The sequence below is a fragment of the Mariniblastus fucicola genome (assembly GCF_008087665.1).
GTDB lineage: Bacteria > Planctomycetota > Planctomycetia > Pirellulales > Pirellulaceae > Mariniblastus > Mariniblastus fucicola.
The window spans coordinates 2,277,481-2,294,580 of record NZ_CP042912.1 but is presented as its reverse complement, the minus strand read 5'-3'; the positions used below and the strand labels follow the sequence as shown (position 1 = coordinate 2,294,580).

Genomic DNA, 17,100 nt, shown 5'->3' with positions numbered 1-17,100 from the left:
CCACGGAAGACGGACGATTGTGGACTCCATCGTAAGCTTTTCATCGAAGCAGTCCGAGAGGCCGACTTGAAATTGCGGCGCGGCGAGGCCAACGAAGCCTGAACAACAAAAAAACGGCCTGCGATTTCTCACAGGCCGCCTTTGTTTTAATTTGCGAAGCATTGAAGTTTCGCATCTGTCGTCGACGGCATCACTGCCGGACAGGACTACTCAGAGTCTTCCGCAGGAGCAGCTGGCTTGATCAGAGGACCGCTGTCGCCAAGTCCACCTTTGAGCTCAGAAGCAGGAACGTTCTGCCCACCGCTACTGGACGTACCGGTAACGATTCCCTCTTCCTTCATCGCAGCGGCTTCCTGCTCAGCAGACCAGCCAACGCGACGCTTCGAGAGACCAATCTTTCGCTCGTCGGTATCGACGCGAAGGACTTTGACTTCGACTTCTTCGCCGACCTTCACCAACTCTTCCGGATTCTCGACCTTGTCGTCGGAAAGCTCAGAGATGTGGAGCAAACCTTCGAGACCGTCTTCGAGACCAACGAATACACCGAAGTTGGTGATCTTCGTGATCTTGCCTTTGATCAGCTGACCAGGCTGGTAGCGATCCGGAATGTCCGTCGACCATGGATCGTCGTTCATTTGCTTCAGACCAAGTGCGATTCGGTGACGCTCGATGTCGACAGCAAGAATTTTGCAGGAAAGCTCCTGGCCTTTTTCCAAAACTTCGTTTGGATGGCTGATCTTGCGAGTCCACGACATGTCCGAAACGTGAAGCAGGCCATCGATGCCTTCTTCGAGTTCGATGAAAGCACCGTAGTTCGTCAGGTTGCGAACGCGACCGTTGATCTCGCGACCGATCGGGTAGTTCTCTTCGACTTTGTCCCAAGGATTGTCCTGAGTCTGCTTCATGCCGAGAGACATTTGCTCGCCCTGACGATCGATCTTGAGGACCGAAACCTTGATCTCGTCGCCTGTTTGAACCAACTCGTTTGGATGGTTAACACGCTTGACCCAGGACATCTCGGAGATGTGAACCAGACCTTCGATTCCAGGCTCGAGCTTGACGAACGCACCGTAAGGAAGCACGTTGACGACTTCGCCGTTTTGCACGCTGCCAACCGGGTACTTTTCTTCGACGTGATCCCATGGGTTCGGGAGAAGCTGCTTCAGACCAAGAGCGATCTTCACTTTCTCGCGATCCACGTTCAGGATCATTACATCGATTTCCTGATCCATCTTCACCATCTCAGATGGCTTGGAAATACGTGTGTGCGACATATCCGTGATGTGCAACAGACCGTCGATTCCGCCGAGGTCAACAAACGCACCAAAGTCGGCGATGTTCTTGACCACACCTTTGCGGACCTGACCTTTTTCGAGGTCGGCCATGAGTTTCTGTTGAGCGTAAGTACGCTCTTTTTCGATCAGCGAACGACGGCTGACAACGATGTTTTTGCGAACGTCGTCGATCTTCAGGACTTCACACTGAACGACGCGATCGATGTAGTCACCGATGTCGCCAGGACGGCGAATGTCAACTTGCGATGCCGGCAGGAAAACCGAAACGCCGATGTCGACGAGAAGGCCGCCTTTGATTTTACGCTGGCATTTACCAGTAACGATGTCGCCTTCGGTGATCTTGGAGATAACGTCGTCCCAGATCTTACGCTGGTCAGCACGCTTCTTGGAAACAGCGATCAAGCCAGAAGGATCGTCGGCGCGGCCCTGAGCGTCTTCGAGATCTTCGATCAGAACATCGATAACCTGGCCAACTTCTGGTGGATCTTCCTCAGTCCATTCGTTGCTTGGAATGGTTGCTTCACTCTTGAAGCCAACGTCGACGATGACGTGGTCGTTGTCGATGCGGACGATGGTACCCTTGACCATCGAGTCGATTGAATAGTTTTGAGACTGAGCTTCTGGCGGGAAAAGGATGTCGCCAAGATCGATGTCTTCGTATTCAGAGAACGCCGAGCCTAACTGGCGTTCGATGTCTTCGTCTTCAAGAGAGTGAATGAGGTTTTGATTAACCATTGTGAGAGAATTACCTTTCGAGCGTCTCTACGAAATCAGCGGTTCACGGATCTGGCAATGCCGGGTATCAGACGGGCGATCGTCAGCGTGAAGAATTCGCTGCTTGCATGCAGAGTGCATCGAGGGGGTTGCGTGTCGGAACACGTCAGTGACGAGTCTTGGCGGCCGGGCAACATTGCCGGGCAAATAACACCTTGACGGGACGCGATAGGCTATCAGAGTCATTCCGCTTTCACAACGGAAAAACGGAATTATCAGACCATCTTTGGGCTCTTATCGGCAGCGTTGACCGTCGATTGCAGTCGAAAGAGTCCGATTTCGCTGTATCACTCAATTCCGACATCTACGATGGACGACCGGATGGCCCAATCATCCGGTCAGCTGACCGAAGAAGCGTCAGGTAGATTGTGACCACAGCCTGTGCCATTATGACTGCTGGCAATCGATTCTTTATCCGATTTCGACCATGGCGGAAACAACACGAGTAAGCTTGCTGCAGCAACTGCGATGTAAACAGGATTCGCGAGCCTGGTCGAAGTTCGTGCATCTTTACACGCCGCTGATCTGCCAATGGGTCGCCGATCTGCGAGTCCCGACGCCGCAACGAAACGACGTCGTTCAGGAAGTCTTCATTGTCTTGCTGGGAAAGATCTCAACTTTCCAATATGACGCCAAACTGAGTTTTCGCGGATGGCTCCGCACGGTCACGATCAACAAATGCCGTGACTTTCTGAGAAAGCAAAATCGTCTGTCTGAGCCTACCTTCGTGGCACATCTTGAACTGGCGGAAGCCGACGACACGCAATTGCTGACGCAGCAGGAGTATCGAAGCCATTTGGCCGCCAACGCGCTGTCGCTGATGAAGAAACACTTTTCCGAAACGACTTGGCGGGCTTGCTGGGAACACGTGGCCAAGGGAAGGCCGGCTCCGGAGGTGGCTGCGGAGTTGGGAATTTCGCCGAACGCGGTTTACCTTGCGCGGGGACGCGTGCTTCAACGTTTAAAACAGGAGTTGGCCGGGCTTTGGGAGTAGTTTTCGTGGTGCCGATCGTGGTGCCGTTCGGATTCGAGAAAAACATTTCAATTTTTCGGGACAGGGTTCGGCAGCGGGCTTCGTAATTGAAACTGAACCCTGAACCTACGCTCCAACCCGCGGCATAATTGCATGAAAGATTCTTCGCTTCTATCGAAATACCTTGCTGGTGACGCCAATGCCGACGAGTCGCTGCAGTGCGAGCAGTGGTTGAAAGAATCAGGCAGCGTTGAAGAGCTGATCGGCGAATTGGGCTTATCGTCAAACGATGACTCACTCGTCGAAACCTTGCGTAGTCTTGGCAATGAAACGGATACTGCCCCGCCCGCATCCGGCGAATCGAGGGAACTGCTGGAACAGATTCAGTCACTTGTGGCAAATCGCCAAACGGCACCGGAAGACTTCGATCGCATTCTTAGCCCGGCGGAAAACAGTGACGAGCTGGGAAGAATCGCTCACTATCGCGTTATTGAATTTATCGCCGGCGGCGGAATGGGGCTGGTGTTCAAAGCCGAAGACACAAAACTGAATCGGCTCGTTTGCATCAAAGTTCTTAACCCGTCGCTTGAAAACAATCGCGACGCGGTCGCCAGGTTTTCGCGAGAGGCCAAGTCTGCGGCGAAGCTGAGAAATACTCGCATCACGACGGTGTTGGAGTTCGGAGAACATCGAGAGCTGCCGTATCTTGTGATGGAGTTGCTGGAGGGACAGTCGCTTCGCGATAAGCTGAACGTAGCAGGAAAGCTCTCGCCCGCGACTGCCAGGAAAATCACGATCCAAATCGCGGAGGGCTTACGCTACGCGCATCAACGTGGCTTTCTTCACCGCGATATCAAACCCGAGAACATTTGGGTGACACCCGAAGGCGATGTCAAACTTCTTGATTTCGGTCTGGCTCGGGCGATCGAAGAGTCAGACAACCTGACTCATTCGGGCACGATTCTCGGGACGCCGAACTATATGTCGCCGGAGCAGGTTCAAGGCAAAGACCTGGATGCCAAGAGCGACCTTTTCAGCGTCGGAACGGTCCTGTTCGAGATGCTGACTGGCGAATCGCCTTTCGGAAAGTCGAACCTGTTTTCGACGATGATGTCGGTGGCGAATGACACGCTGACTTTCCCCGAAGACACGAAATCGACAACGATTCCTGATGAGCTCAGGTTGATTGTGGAATCGCTCTTGCAGAAATCGCCTGAGGATCGAATTGGGTCAGCTGATCAGTTGATTTCCGCGTTGAAGAATGTAGATGGCAAGATGCCGTCCTTGCAACCGAAGCTAAACAAATCGGCCATGAGCCCGAGCCTTGCTGGATTATTGGGCGCATTCGCTGGAGCCTGCTTGTTGGCCCTGGCGGTCCTGTTGTTTCAGCTGAATGACAAGGGGACGTTAGTTGTTGAGGCTGATCCGTCAATCAACGTTAGTATCGCAAACGAAGAAGTTTCGATTGAGGATCCGCAAACTGGAAAGAACTTCAAAGTCACGATTGGAGAGAATCCACTTCCATCCGGCGTTTACCAGCTGCAGTTGGCCGACGAATCCGGCTACACGCTTTCCTCGAACATCATCACCATTCGCCGAGGTGAAAAGCAGATCGTTCGCGTGGAGCTCAAGCCTGCTGAACCAGGCGTAGCAGCGGCCGACGTTGCCAAGGAGAATAAGGTCAAGGATGGCGAGGTCAAAGCAAACGTTGTCGACGCGGTGGCAACGGCGTCGGTGCCGAACCTTTCACTGAGCGCTTTGCCGACCTTGGATGCCTCTGAACTAAATCGAAAGTTGGGTTTCGTTGCCGGTAAGCGACTTTTCCCGGCTGCGAATGTGTCGAATCCTTCGCCAAAAAAAGGCGTTACTTCGTGGAGCGTCGAAAGTTGTTTCGGACCGAGTTCTACCCAGCTCAACGCAGATGGGTCACTAATTGCATTTTCAGCCCGAAGTAGCCAGCAAACTGCGATCCGGGACCGAAGCGGAAAGTTGTTACATCTGATTCCTGCTGGCGATTCCATCGCGGAAGTTTCATGGTCGCCTGACCCCAGTGTTATCGCGGTCATAGTAAACGGCGATATGCAAAAGCGAGTCGTTGTTTGGAAGCTGTCACCTGATCACGTGGAGGTTATCGATGTGATTCCGTGTGACTGCGAGAAAATTGGCTGGTCGTGGGATGGCCTGAAATTGGCGCTCAAGTCCGCAGATTCCAACGAAATCACATTCGTGAATCTCGCCAAAAAAGGAGGCGTTTTCACGCAACCGAATCTTGGGATAGAAGGATCAATTTCGGATCGCCCCTGGTCCAACAACGGACGCTATTTTGCGGCCAGTCTCGAAGACGAAGTGGGGGTTTGGGATCTTGAAGATCAGCGCGTTGTGCACGTGTTTGCGAAAAAGTCAGAAGCAAAGTTCCTGCCTGAGGATAACATGCTCGCGGTCGAGGCCAAACTTGGCTGGGAAGTTTGGGACCTTGGAACGTTTGAGCGAAAACGTTTATTGATGCTTGAATCAAACTGGAAGCAAACGTGGTGTTCACCAGATTTTAAAAAGCAACTTGGTTTGACCAAGGGAAACGTCATTGTTGTCAAAGATGCCATCTCTGGTGAAACGATTAAGAGCGACTCCAGCATACGAAAACTTGTCTTGAAGCTAAGAAGGGTTCACTGGGCGGCAGATAGCAATGGAATTGTGTTTTCATTGTTTGGGGATGGAACGTTAATCTCGGAGGCTTCCGGAGATGGAGCGCTTGAGGGGCTTGCTGACATTACGCGTGTTGGTGAATTTGAAAGACGATTTGTGTCTTTTTCTTATCGTTCGTCTAGTGAGCTTCCGATGGCAGACTATTCGAACAATGGAAGGATTGCCTGGCTGAACAGATCCTATGCGAACCCGGAAGAACCAGAGCCAGTTTCCATTTTCGATCTCAAGTCCAACAAGAGCTTGCCTGATTCGAAAATCAAGATGTTCGAAACGGGAGCCAGTTATCGTATCAGCCCGAACGGGAAGTACCTTGCGATCGTAGGCTCTGACTCGCCGTCTGATAGTGGAGGCCTGAGCAAGCAATGGAGCAAGGATGTCAGCAAGGTTCGTGTTTGCTCCGTTGAAACTGCCGAGGTCGTCCGGACCTTCGAGACAGGCAGGCCACAGTCACTTTCGTGGACTCCAGATTCAGATCGACTTGTGGTATCCGTACTCAGGTATCAGACGAAAGAGGAAGCCGAGAAGGAGGCGGAAGCTCGCAGAAACAAGCTGTATCGCGAGGTCATTGGGAGGTCGGACAAAAATAACGATGGCAAGCTGGATTCCAAAGAAATGTCGAATTCTAATCTGATGAGAGTGGACAAGGACAAGGATGGGTTCGTTACCGTTGACGAGTACAAAGCCTACGCCGCCGCCTTCGAAGCGCGCAATAACCGCGGGTCGTCCCGTGCTCGCCGCGGCGAGTTGGAAACAAAGATCATCAGCCTCAGCGACGACGAACAAATTGTACTGTCGCCTACGCTGCCGGGATCAAAAAGCGACGTCAAGTTTTGCTTCCAACGAGGATCATCAGACTGGCAAATCGCCGCTCCCGCTTTCTACAAAGACCAGATTGTGCTTCCACTTTTCGACACATCGACTTATGGAAATGGCAGCCACACGACGACTCACCGCACAATCGATGGCAAACGTGAGCAAGTGAAACCTAATGACCGGCTTGGTTTTTTCGACATCAAAACTGGAAAGTTGCTTGAAGTCGTTGAGTTGAAACATGCTTTCGAAGGGACCCGTCTGGAAGTCACCGACCAGATGATCATGATCGGAGCCAGATCTGAATTTGACAGATCCAATGTTGACTCCTTCATCGTGCTTGACAGAAACAAAGGAAATCTTTTTTATGGCACGAATCCTCAATACGGTTTGCTTTACAGCAACCTTAACCCGGATTCTCGAGTTCGCAGCAGGCGAACGGGTGACGTACTGAAGCCTGGGATTCCGTACGTTTCTCCGACCAGACCTCTGGTCGCATTTTTATCGGGACAGGGCATCGAGATATGGAAACTTGACTCGGAAAAGGATTCGTTTCGCCCTGTTCACACTTTCAGTCGAAGCGACAAAGACCTTCAGTTAGAAATAGCGTGGCATCCAAACTCGCCAATCGTCGCTTGGCTAGACGACTACAGGTTGGTCTATTGGAATGCTGATCAAGATGAACTTGTAAAGACCGAACAAGGTAGGTGGTATAAAGCAATCATCCCCACCGAAGACGGTTGGTTGCTCGTTGGCAGCCGGCGGATGGAGAAAAGAGACCTTAAGATGAACATTCTAAAGACGTGGGTGACGACCAGCCCACGCGAAGAAGGAAAGCTGACCGGAGCGTGGGATCAATGCATCACCGCCGAAGGAGACGTTTTGGTTGATGATAACGTAGCCAACCTGCGAGTGATTCAGTTGCGAGGAAACCGATTCGAAACCAGGCCAGTCAACATTCTCGACAACGATGAAAACTGACTTTTAGCTCTCACGTCCCTGTCCGCCAGTCCGACAGCTCGAACGTCGCTTGGTTAACACCTGCGCAGATACGAATTTGATTTGCTACAATGCGCAGGTTGAGTTCTGTATCACATCAGTTGAGTCCGCTCGGTGACAAAAAACAAACGGCCGCGACACGTCGGCATTCTGGTCGAAACGGACGATTCATGGGGCAGGAATATCGTCGAAGCGGTCTGCAAGTTTGCTCAGTCCAATGCCTGGGCGGTTCTGATCTCGCCTCGCGATTCCCAGGGGCGTTTGCGACTGCCCACAATCTGGAACGGGGATGGCGTTATCGCTTCGCTACGCAATTCACCTTCTGTGCGGCACGTCAAAAGCCTGCAGTTGCCGGTTGTCGATGTTGGCATCATGGTCCCAAAGTATGACTGGCTGGCACGGGTAGCGACCGATGACGCGGCCCGCGGGGAAATGGCGTTTGAGCACTTGCGCGATCGTGGACTAACCAGTTTCGCCTGCTACGCTCCGCCCATTGGCCGCTATTCGGATTCGCGATCCGCGGCTTTCGCCAACGCGGTCTCGGATGCGGGCTATTCCTGTGCAAGCTATGAACCTTCGGGCGACGACGCGGCGGGGTGGCTAACAAATTACTCGAATGTGCGGCGCTGGCTGGCAACGCTGCCACGCCCTTTGGGAATTTTTGCTGCGGATCCTTACCCGGCGCGGCAACTGGTCGAAATCTGTTCGATGGAGTCCATTCACATTCCGGATGAAGTCGCGGTCCTGTCAGGGGATGACGATGAGCTTCTTTGTAACGTCGCCTGGCCCCAAATATCAGCGGTCGAATTGGCAAGCCATCAGATTGGAGAAACGGCAGCCAAAATGTTGGCTCGGATGATGAACGGCGGCGCGACGCCAAAGCGGGAAAAACTATTGCCTCCGTTGCGAGTGCGGGGCCGCCATTCGACTGACATCCTGGCGATGGACGATGACGAAATCGCGGAAGTCCTGCGGTTCATTCGTGACCGGGCGCCGACAGGGATTACGGTGGCCGACTTGCTGCGGCAGTTTCCCGTCTCGCGGCGAAGACTCGAGCAGCGATTTCGCGCCGAAATCAATCGCAGCCCGGCTCAGGAGATCCGACGCATCCGCATGGCTTACGTCGCCCGGTTACTGCTCGATTTGGATTTGCCAATCTCAAGCGTTGCGGCCAGAGCAGGTTTCGCGACCAGCGCTTCGTTGTCGCAGGCCTTTCGTCAGCACTTTGGCGTCACCCCCAGCGATTACCGGGCAACCAACCGCTCGAATTAGCTGTATGGTGTATGGCAACGTCAATAATGCTGCGGCTCTTATCCGCCAAAGACTCATCTTTTAAAGACAAGCGATCGTTGCCAGCTTAAAATTTTGGGAACGTTCAATGTAAAAGGAAATTCAACCCATGCGTTCATTGCTATTGGCCGTCATCACCGTTTTCGTGACCGCGAACCTTCTGGTTGCTTCGGATTCGAACATTCGCGAATTGGCGGAACAGTTCAGCCAGTTTGATCTGAATTCGGACGGGACTGATGAACTCGTTCAAGTTGAATTCTCGGAGAGCCTTTCGGCGAAGTCGATTGGGGATCGCGACCGAGTCCTTGTCGTCATGGTAGAAAGTCGCTTGATCGGCAATGACACCGATCAGGGCAATTCGTCGCTGACTCAAACGCTTCATGAGTATTCGGATTGCCTTGCCGCCGATGGTTGGAAGCCGATTTTTCTGATCACGTCGGTTTACGACGGAAACGTCCATCAGGACGGACGAACGGTGTTGGCCATTCGACGCCTGTTTCAGGCCATTAAAAAATCCCATGAGGGTTTCGCGGGTGCTGTGCTGGTTGGTTCGTTTCCGGAAAGCATGCTGGTTCGACGATGGGTCTGGAAGCACGCCGGTCGTTCCGCGACTTTCAAGGGAGTCACCTACAACGATGGAAAAGGGCCGAAGACAACGTTCGTTGCGATGGACCCCGAACTAATTTCGCACCGAAGCGATGTCGTGCTGTGTGATCTCGATGGAAACTGGGAAAAGATCTACGTCCAACCGAAAACGTCCATCGATTCGATCAAGTTTATTCCAAACGAAGAGGTGACCAGCGAGTCTGATTGGCCGAGACTGGACCAGACGATCGTCACTGACAAATTCTCGATCCGGGAAAAGTCTTTCGAAGACTTCTTTTTCATCGACGATACAAACTTCGAGATTCTCGAACGATCCGATTCGACGCTTACCCTCCGCTGCAGCTACGAAATGCGACGACCGGAAGTCGGCGAGTCCGAACTGGATTCGCCCAACCCGCTGGCGAAGCCTGACATCATGGTTTCCAGAATTAACGCGCGGCACGTGGGTGTCGTCCAGCCGACCGGGAACCTGAATCCCGACGGCAAGCCGATACCGGTCGCCAAAGCAGACCCTGACCCGAACAAGCAGTTTGCTCGTGACGAGGATATCGAACGACGTCTGCTGATCGAATACATTGAGCGAAATATCGCGCACCGCAAAGGCAATACTTCTGCCGATGGACAACGCGTGGCGACGATGTGGACCGACTTGCAAACGCCCTCCAAAAGATACTTTTCAAAAGTTTCCGGAGAACTGGGCGGGATCGAATCCTTTGCCAAAGCCGACGCGGTCGATTTCGTCAAGTTCATGAAGACGCCCGCGATCCTCAAAGGCATCAGCGCCCACTCCAACCCTGGCTGCTCTGAGTTAATGAAGGGCTATGATCAAAAGGATCTGGTTCAGGAGACAGGTGGCAATTTCTGGTTTTGGAGAGCGATCGGCGACCAGTATGTCCCGACTTACAATCACCCTTCGGTCCGCGATCGAATTCACTTTTCATTGCTGCGAACGCTTTGGGAGAACGAAAAACTGCAGCAAGCCGGGCCGGCGTTTTACGTGCATGGCGGTTGCGAAGCCATCAGTCCCTACCGAGCCTCAAGCCAACCTTTCAACTCGCCAAAATACGGCGGCCATAACCAGATCGCCGAAAGCCTGTTGTTCTACGGAAACGGGCTGGCACTCATCGGCCGGGCGAAAGTTTACTTCGATATTCCGCGCGGATTCGATAACGCCTTCGGAGTCGATCGAGGCAACTTCGGCGATATTCTGAAAACGTATTTTGATGTCGAGGCCAACGATGCAAAACTGGCCCACAGCGTGCCCAGCCGAAATCGCACCTATTTCTGGAGCATCATCGGCGACTGGACCTTGAAGCTAAACTATCGCGAGCCTGAAAATTAAGGCTCACCGGTCGCGGCGAAAATGGCGACGGTAAAAAAACGAAATTGATTTGCGCATTTGCGTATTGCTACGAAAGTGGGTTGCCTTAGCCTGTAGCGAATGGAACTGCACCAGATTTATTCGGTACAATGTGCCCTAGCAGTGACTAAGCAAACTTAAATGTGGCACCCCAATGGCGTTTCCGTTTATACAACGCGTTGCCTTGCTGGCAGTCTTTCCTGGGCTGATGAGCAGTCTCACCTTTGCGCAGGAATCGCAGTCGTCCGTTGGCGATGCAAGCCCGACCATCGATTTTGTCCGCGACCTTCAGCCGATTTTTCGTGTTCACTGCTATGAGTGTCATGCAGGCACCACCGAAGAAGGCGGTTTGAATCTGGGCGTTGGGACCAAAGCCATCGAAGGAGGCGATAGCGGGAAAGTCATTCATGCCGGGAACGCTAGAGAAAGCTTGATCCTTGACGTGGTTTCAGGAGAAGATCGCTCGATGCCTCCGGAGGGAAACGAGCCGCTTTCGGAAAAGCAGATCATGCTTCTCAAAGCCTGGATCGACCAGGGCGCGAACTGGCCGGAGTCCGCCGATGTTGTCGACCCAAAAATGGATCTGGCAAAAAGGCACTGGGCGTTTCAACGACTGACGCAACCCGCTGTTCCGTCGCCGGGCACAAACGAATCCAACAACGGATGGTCGAAAGGTGAAATCGATCGATTTATTTTCAAACGCATGCAAGCCGCAGGTCTTCGGCCTTCCCGACCGGCCGATGCAAGAACGCTGGTACGCCGCCTATATTTTGATCTGGCGGGATTGCCACCAACTGCCGAACAAACCATCCAGTTCGTTGAGGCACATTCCTCAAACGCTGACGACGCGATCAAGAATCTTGTTGACCAGTTGCTCGATTCGCCGCATTACGGTGAGCGATGGGGCAGGCACTGGCTGGATGTCGCACGCTATGCGGACAGCGATGGGCAGGAAGCGGACATGGACCGCCCTCACGCTTACCACTATCGCGATTTCGTGATTGAGGCTCTCAATGACAATATGCCTTACGACCAGTTTGTGCGTTGGCAAATAGCGGGGGATGAGTATGAGCCCGACAATGATGCGGCGGTTTCGGCGACCGGATTTTTAACGGCGGGTCCAAGCTTTAAACTGCCGGACACGTTTCTTGAAAGCGAGCGTTTGTCGAATCGTTACAACGAATTGGACGACGTGATTTCCACGCTCGGTTCGGGAATGCTGGGCATCACCGTGGCCTGCGCCCGCTGCCACGATCACAAATACGACGCGTTTTCGGCAAAAGACTACTACCAACTGCTTGGCGTCTTTCACAGCGGCGATCGGGTAACGGACAAATTGCCTGGTGGAGAAGACGGTTTCTTTTTCCGCGATTTCGACACCCAACGACGGACGACGTGGCTGTTTCGCCGCAGCGATTTTTACGATCGAGAGATTGAACTGGAAATTGGCTTCCCGGCAATTTTGTCGAACGGCCCAGACGCCGCGGAGTACTGGGCGAAAGCCAGGCAAGACTTTCGCAAAATCGGGGCCCCCAAAAGCACACTCCAACGACGTGCTTTCGCCGAATGGATCACCGACACCGAACAGGGGGGCGGGGCGTTGTTGGCCAGAGTCATCGTCAACCGCGTTTGGCATCATCATTTCGGCCGCGGACTGGTTCGGACAACGGAAGACTTTGGCGTCCGCGGGGATGCTCCGACTCATCCGCAGTTGTTGGAACGTTTGACATCCGACTTCGTTGCCGACGGCTGGGATATCAAGTCATTGCATCGAAAGATCCTGACCAGTGCGGTTTGGCGACAGGCCAGCACGAAGGAAAGCTGGGATCCGCGTGGATTTGAGAGCGATCCATCGAATGAATTACTTTGGCGAAGAACCCCACAACGCCTGGAAGCCGAAATCCTTCGCGATGCCATGTTGGCGGTGAGTGAAACGCTGAATCCTCAAGCCAGCGGTCCTGGCTTTAAACCGTACATCGCGCCCGAAGCCAACCTTGCCAGAAATATCCAGGGCGAGAGCTACCCCAATGATGCTACTGACGACGCCAGCACGCGCCGGCGTAGCGTCTACATGTTTCATAAGCGTCTGATTCCCTATCCCATGTTTCAAGCTTTCGATCGCCCCGACCTGATGACCATTTGTGCGCGTCGGCAAACGACCACGGTGGCTCCTCAGGCGATGGTCATTCTAAATGATCGCTTTGTCCGTTCGGTGGCTAAGGATTTTGCCCGCCTGCTGATCAAGCGTAGCGGTGGCGTGTCGGAGCCCGCGAATCTTGACCTCAAACAGATCGTTGAACTGGCATTTGAGACATCGTTTGCCCGTGCGCCTACCGACGCGGAAATCGAGGCCTCGATCGCGTTCATTCGATCTCAAGCCGGATCCAGAACCGGGCGATCCGAAGAGCAACCGCAGGTCGAGGCGTTGGCTGACTATTGCCAGACATTGTTTGGCTTGAACGAATTTATTTACGTCGATTGAAGGTAGCCATCGTGACCAAAAAATCGCAAAACGGAATTTTCCCCTGCGGGCGTGTCGCCAATATATTGAGCCGCCGTGAATGGTTATGCCGCGCCGGCGCCGGTGCCGGAATGGTTGGGCTTGCCGGGTTGCTGGCCGATGAGAATTTGTTGGCACGAAAGTCAACGGACTCCTCGAGGCCGGTCACGAGCCTCTCCCCGCGGCAAAGCCATTTTGCTCCGCAGGTCAAATCGGTGATCTGGCTGTTCATGGAAGGAGCACCCAGCGCGGTCGATATCTTTGACCCCAAACCCGAACTCGATAAACGCGATGGAGCCACGACAGACATCCAAGCTTTTTTCGGCAACCCGGGACCGCTGATGAAGTCGCCGTTTTCTTTCAAACAGTACGGCGAAAGCGGTCAGTGGGTGTGCGACAGGTATTCGAACGTCGCAAAACATGTCGACAAAATGGCGTTCATCAAATCGTTGCACAGCGAATCGAACGACCACGTTCCTGCGATCTATCAAATCAACAGCGGACTGCCGCGTCCCGGATTCCCAACCGCTGGAGCCTGGGTGACTTACGGGCTGGGCAGCGAGAATCAGAACTTGCCAGGGTACGTGGTGCTGGGCAATACCAAAGGTGCCAAGGGTGGCCCGCACAATTGGGGTGCGGGTTTTCTGCCATCGACTTTTCAGGGAACGCTTTTCCGCTCCACAGGCACTCCGGTTCTTAACCTTAACCGCCAGCCAGCGATCACCAAACAGGACCAGCGTGCTCAGCTGGACCTGATGGCAAAGCTCAATGACGAACACATGAAGCGTCACACACGCGATGCCGAATTCGCCAACCGAATGTCATCCTTTGAGTTGGCGTTTCGAATGCAGAAGGAAGCCACCGAAGTTGTGGACCTCGGCAGAGAATCCGAAGCGACGCACAAGCTCTACGGAATCGATAATCCTCGCTCAAAGTCCTACGGATCCAAATGCCTGATGGCTCGGCGTCTCGTGGAGAGCGGCGTCCGTTTTGTGCAAGTTTACAGCGACGGCGAATGGGACGCTCATGACAACCTTGAAGAAAATCACACTCACCACTGCGCGGCGACAGATGTTCCGGTGGCTGGCTTGTTGACGGATCTGGAACAGCGAGGGTTGCTTGATTCGACGCTTGTGATCTGGGGCGGCGAGTTCGGACGCATGCCGATTTCGCAGAACGGAAAAGGCCGTGACCACAATCCCAAAGGCTTCCTGCAGTGGATGGCCGGCGGTGGAATCAAGGGCGGCACCAGCTACGGGGCGACCGACGAGATAGGTTATGAAGCTGTCGAAAACCCTGTCAGCGTGAACGACCTCCACGCCACCATCCTGCAATTGCTGGGCCTCGATCATGAGCGGCTAACGTACATGCACAACGGACGCAGCTATCGATTAACCGATGTCGCCGGTAAAGTCATCAACGAGATTCTGACCTAGCGGTGCGTCAAAGCTGAACTGAACAGTTTCAACGGATGCCATGCTCACGCGAAGCATGAGCATGCTTACGCTGTGCGTAAACATGGCACGCGTCAATTTAGATCATCAGCGGTGCGCGAAGCCCATTACCTCACCACACACCACACACCGAAAACCAAAATGCTTGAACTCCAACCTTACTCCGTTGAGCAATCGCTCCGATCACACCGGGCAATCACCCTGTTAACCCAAGGTTTCTCCAATCTTTTTGTCGCCAAGACCGCGATTTCGATGCTGCGTTATCGCGGCGCCGACATCGTGGCGATCTTGGACGACCAAGTCGACGAGACCAACGCGGCCGAGCTATTTCAGGTGTCGGGCGAGTTTGGCCAGATTCCAGTCGCCAAGGAAATACCAAAGGATTCCGACGCCCTGTACATCGGGATCGCACCTCCAGGAGGCAAGCTGCCTTCTGAGTGGCGGCCTGTCGTTCTCAATGCGATCCGTATGAAAATGGATATCGTTTCGGGGCTTCATGACTTCCTTAGTGCCGACCCCGAATTCGTGGCGCTTGCGGAAGCCAATGACGTGCAGCTGATCGACGTTCGCCAAAACCAAATCACTGAAATCGCCACCGGCCAGCCCTTTCGACCTGACTGTCTTCGCATTCTGTCAGTGGGTCAGGATTGCAGCGTCGGAAAGATGGTTGCCACGCTCGAAGTCAATCGCGGGCTTGTCGAGCGTGGTTTCGATTCACAGTTTCTTGCCTCCGGTCAAACGGGAATCATGATCACCGGCACAGGAGTTCCCGTCGATTGCGTGGCTGCCGATTTCGCCAACGGAGCCGTGGAAGACCTTGTTCGCCGCAATGATCAGCATGATTTCGTTCTGGTGGAAGGCCAAGGCAGCATTTCGCATCCGGCTTTCTCTGCCGTCACGCTGGGTTTGCTGCACGGTTGCCGGCCGGATGGAATGATCTTCTGCTATGAGGCCGGTCGGCAGCAAATCAAAGGCTTGAACGACCTTGATTTGCCTTCGATTGCCAGCCAGATGAATGCTCTTGAGACCATGGCAAACCTGCTGAACGAAAGTCGCTTTATCGGCGTTGCCGTCAACACGCGAATGCTAACGCCAGACGATGCCAAAGCGGAAGTCGCTCGCATCGAACAGGAATTCGGATTGCCAGCCTGCGATGTTTATCGGGATGGCGCTGACAAACTGGTCGACGCCTGCATCGCCCTGAAACAGGACAAAGGAATTGCCCAATGAAGATGAAACTACATCCAGTCCACTTGCCGCTAAAGCATCCGTTTACCATTTCTCGCGGAACGCTGACGACACAGCCAGCACTCTACGTCGAACTGGAACACGATGGCGTTGTCGGATTTGGCGAAGTCACCGAAAACACTTATTACGGTCACACCTTCGATTCCATTTCGGCCTCACTGGAAAAAGCTCGGCCGCACCTGGAAAAATACGTCGATGGCGATCCGCTGGAAGTCTGGCATGAAATGCTGACGATCGTCGACGGCGACATGTTCGCGCTTTCAGCTTTGGACATCGCGGCTCACGATTTAAAAGGAAAACGGTCCGGCACCCCGACTTGGCAGAACTGGGGGTTGGATTGGAAAGACGTGGTGCCATCAAGCTACACGATCGGAATTTCCTCAATCGAAAAAATGGTCGCCAAACTTCAGGAACAACCCGACTGGCCGGTCTACAAAATCAAGCTGGGGACTGAGAACGATCTTGAAATCGTCCGGCGACTGCGGCAACACACCCAAGCGAAATTTCGCGTCGATGCCAACTGTGGGTGGACTTCCGCTCAAGCCATTGAAAACTCGAAAGAGTTGGCCGAACTGGATGTTGAGTTCATCGAGCAGCCGCTGCCGGTGGAAGCGGCGCGGGAAGACAAGCTTAACCTTTTCGAACAGTCCGCGCTTCCGATTCTGGCGGATGAGGACTGTCAGATCATGTCGGACATCGAAAAGTGCCACGGCCTGTACCATGGCGTCAACGTAAAGATCTGCAAGTGCGGTGGTTTAACGCCAGCGCTCTCGATGTTGCGGCAAGCCAGAAGCCTTGGAATGAAAACCATGGTCGGCTGCATGATCGAAAGTTCCGTTGGCATCAGCGGGGCGGCTCAGCTGCTACCATTGCTTGACTTCGCCGATCTCGACGGTGCGATTTTATTGCGAGACGAACCGGCAACCGGACTGCAGATCCGCAACGGCGTCGTCTCAATGCCCCAATCCCCCGGGTGCGGATCGTCGATCGACTTTGAGAAACTTCACGACTACAAACCAGCGGGCGCCACGCTTCCAAATCGAAGTTCGTAGTGCCAAATTTAGCCCGACGACAGATTTAGAGATTGC

9 protein-coding genes are annotated in these 17,100 nt (G+C 53.6%); 8 read left to right on the top strand and 1 reads right to left on the bottom strand.

Features of this window, described 5'->3' with window-relative positions:
• Nucleotides 1-206: 206 nt before the first annotated feature.
• Nucleotides 207-2,030 carry a 30S ribosomal protein S1 gene (locus MFFC18_RS08385; RefSeq protein WP_075085564.1) on the bottom strand — a complete coding sequence of 608 codons (1,824 nt, stop codon included), beginning with the start codon at nt 2,028-2,030 and terminating at the stop codon, nt 207-209.
• A gap of 466 nt (nt 2,031-2,496) precedes the next feature.
• Between MFFC18_RS08385 and MFFC18_RS08380 the strand changes: the two genes are divergently transcribed.
• From MFFC18_RS08380 to MFFC18_RS08345, 8 genes are all read left to right on the top strand, one after another.
• Entirely contained in the window at nt 2,497-3,063 is a 567-nt protein-coding gene (locus MFFC18_RS08380) for a sigma-70 family RNA polymerase sigma factor (RefSeq protein ID WP_075085563.1), read from the top strand.
• 132 nt (nt 3,064-3,195) lie between these two features.
• Nucleotides 3,196-7,536 carry a serine/threonine protein kinase gene (locus tag MFFC18_RS08375; protein ID WP_075085562.1) on the top strand — a complete coding sequence of 1,447 codons (4,341 nt, stop codon included), beginning with the start codon at nt 3,196-3,198 and terminating at the stop codon, nt 7,534-7,536.
• 132 nt (nt 7,537-7,668) lie between these two features.
• Nucleotides 7,669-8,826, top strand: a complete 1,158-nt coding sequence (locus MFFC18_RS08370; RefSeq protein ID WP_075085561.1) for an AraC family transcriptional regulator — start codon at nt 7,669-7,671, stop codon at nt 8,824-8,826.
• Nucleotides 8,827-8,953: 127 nt separating this feature from the next.
• Nucleotides 8,954-10,792: a hypothetical protein gene (locus MFFC18_RS08365; protein WP_075085560.1), complete on the top strand. Its 1,839-nt coding sequence runs from the start codon at nt 8,954-8,956 to the stop codon at nt 10,790-10,792.
• Between the two features lie 226 nt (nt 10,793-11,018).
• Entirely contained in the window at nt 11,019-13,292 is a 2,274-nt protein-coding gene (locus tag MFFC18_RS08360) for a PSD1 and planctomycete cytochrome C domain-containing protein (RefSeq protein ID WP_238381305.1), read from the top strand.
• A gap of 62 nt (nt 13,293-13,354) precedes the next feature.
• The gene (locus tag MFFC18_RS08355; protein ID WP_390176069.1) at nt 13,355-14,746 is read left to right on the top strand and encodes a DUF1501 domain-containing protein; all 1,392 of its coding nucleotides are present in this window, start codon (nt 13,355-13,357) and stop codon (nt 14,744-14,746) included.
• A gap of 159 nt (nt 14,747-14,905) precedes the next feature.
• Nucleotides 14,906-15,994 (top strand): DUF1611 domain-containing protein, encoded by a 1,089-nt coding sequence (locus MFFC18_RS08350; protein ID WP_075085649.1) that lies wholly within the window; start codon nt 14,906-14,908, stop codon nt 15,992-15,994.
• Nucleotides 15,991-17,064, top strand: coding sequence for a dipeptide epimerase (locus tag MFFC18_RS08345; protein WP_075085558.1), 1,074 nt, complete (start codon nt 15,991-15,993; stop codon nt 17,062-17,064). Before MFFC18_RS08350 ends, MFFC18_RS08345 begins: the two co-directional genes overlap by 4 nt.
• The last annotated feature ends 36 nt before the right edge of the window (nt 17,065-17,100 follow it).

Bases quoted from the DNA above. Each gene is read 5' to 3' on its own strand.
- MFFC18_RS08365 (WP_075085560.1), top strand. From the start codon at position 8,954: ATGCGTTCATTGCTATTGGCCGTCATCACCGTTTTCGTGACCGCGAAC.
- MFFC18_RS08350 (WP_075085649.1), top strand. From the start codon at position 14,906: ATGCTTGAACTCCAACCTTACTCCGTTGAGCAATCGCTCCGATCACAC.
- MFFC18_RS08345 (WP_075085558.1), top strand. From the start codon at position 15,991: ATGAAGATGAAACTACATCCAGTCCACTTGCCGCTAAAGCATCCGTTT.
- MFFC18_RS08380 (WP_075085563.1), top strand. From the start codon at position 2,497: ATGGCGGAAACAACACGAGTAAGCTTGCTGCAGCAACTGCGATGTAAA.
- MFFC18_RS08385 (WP_075085564.1), bottom strand. From the start codon at position 2,030: ATGGTTAATCAAAACCTCATTCACTCTCTTGAAGACGAAGACATCGAA.
- MFFC18_RS08360 (WP_238381305.1), top strand. From the start codon at position 11,019: ATGAGCAGTCTCACCTTTGCGCAGGAATCGCAGTCGTCCGTTGGCGAT.
- MFFC18_RS08375 (WP_075085562.1), top strand. From the start codon at position 3,196: ATGAAAGATTCTTCGCTTCTATCGAAATACCTTGCTGGTGACGCCAAT.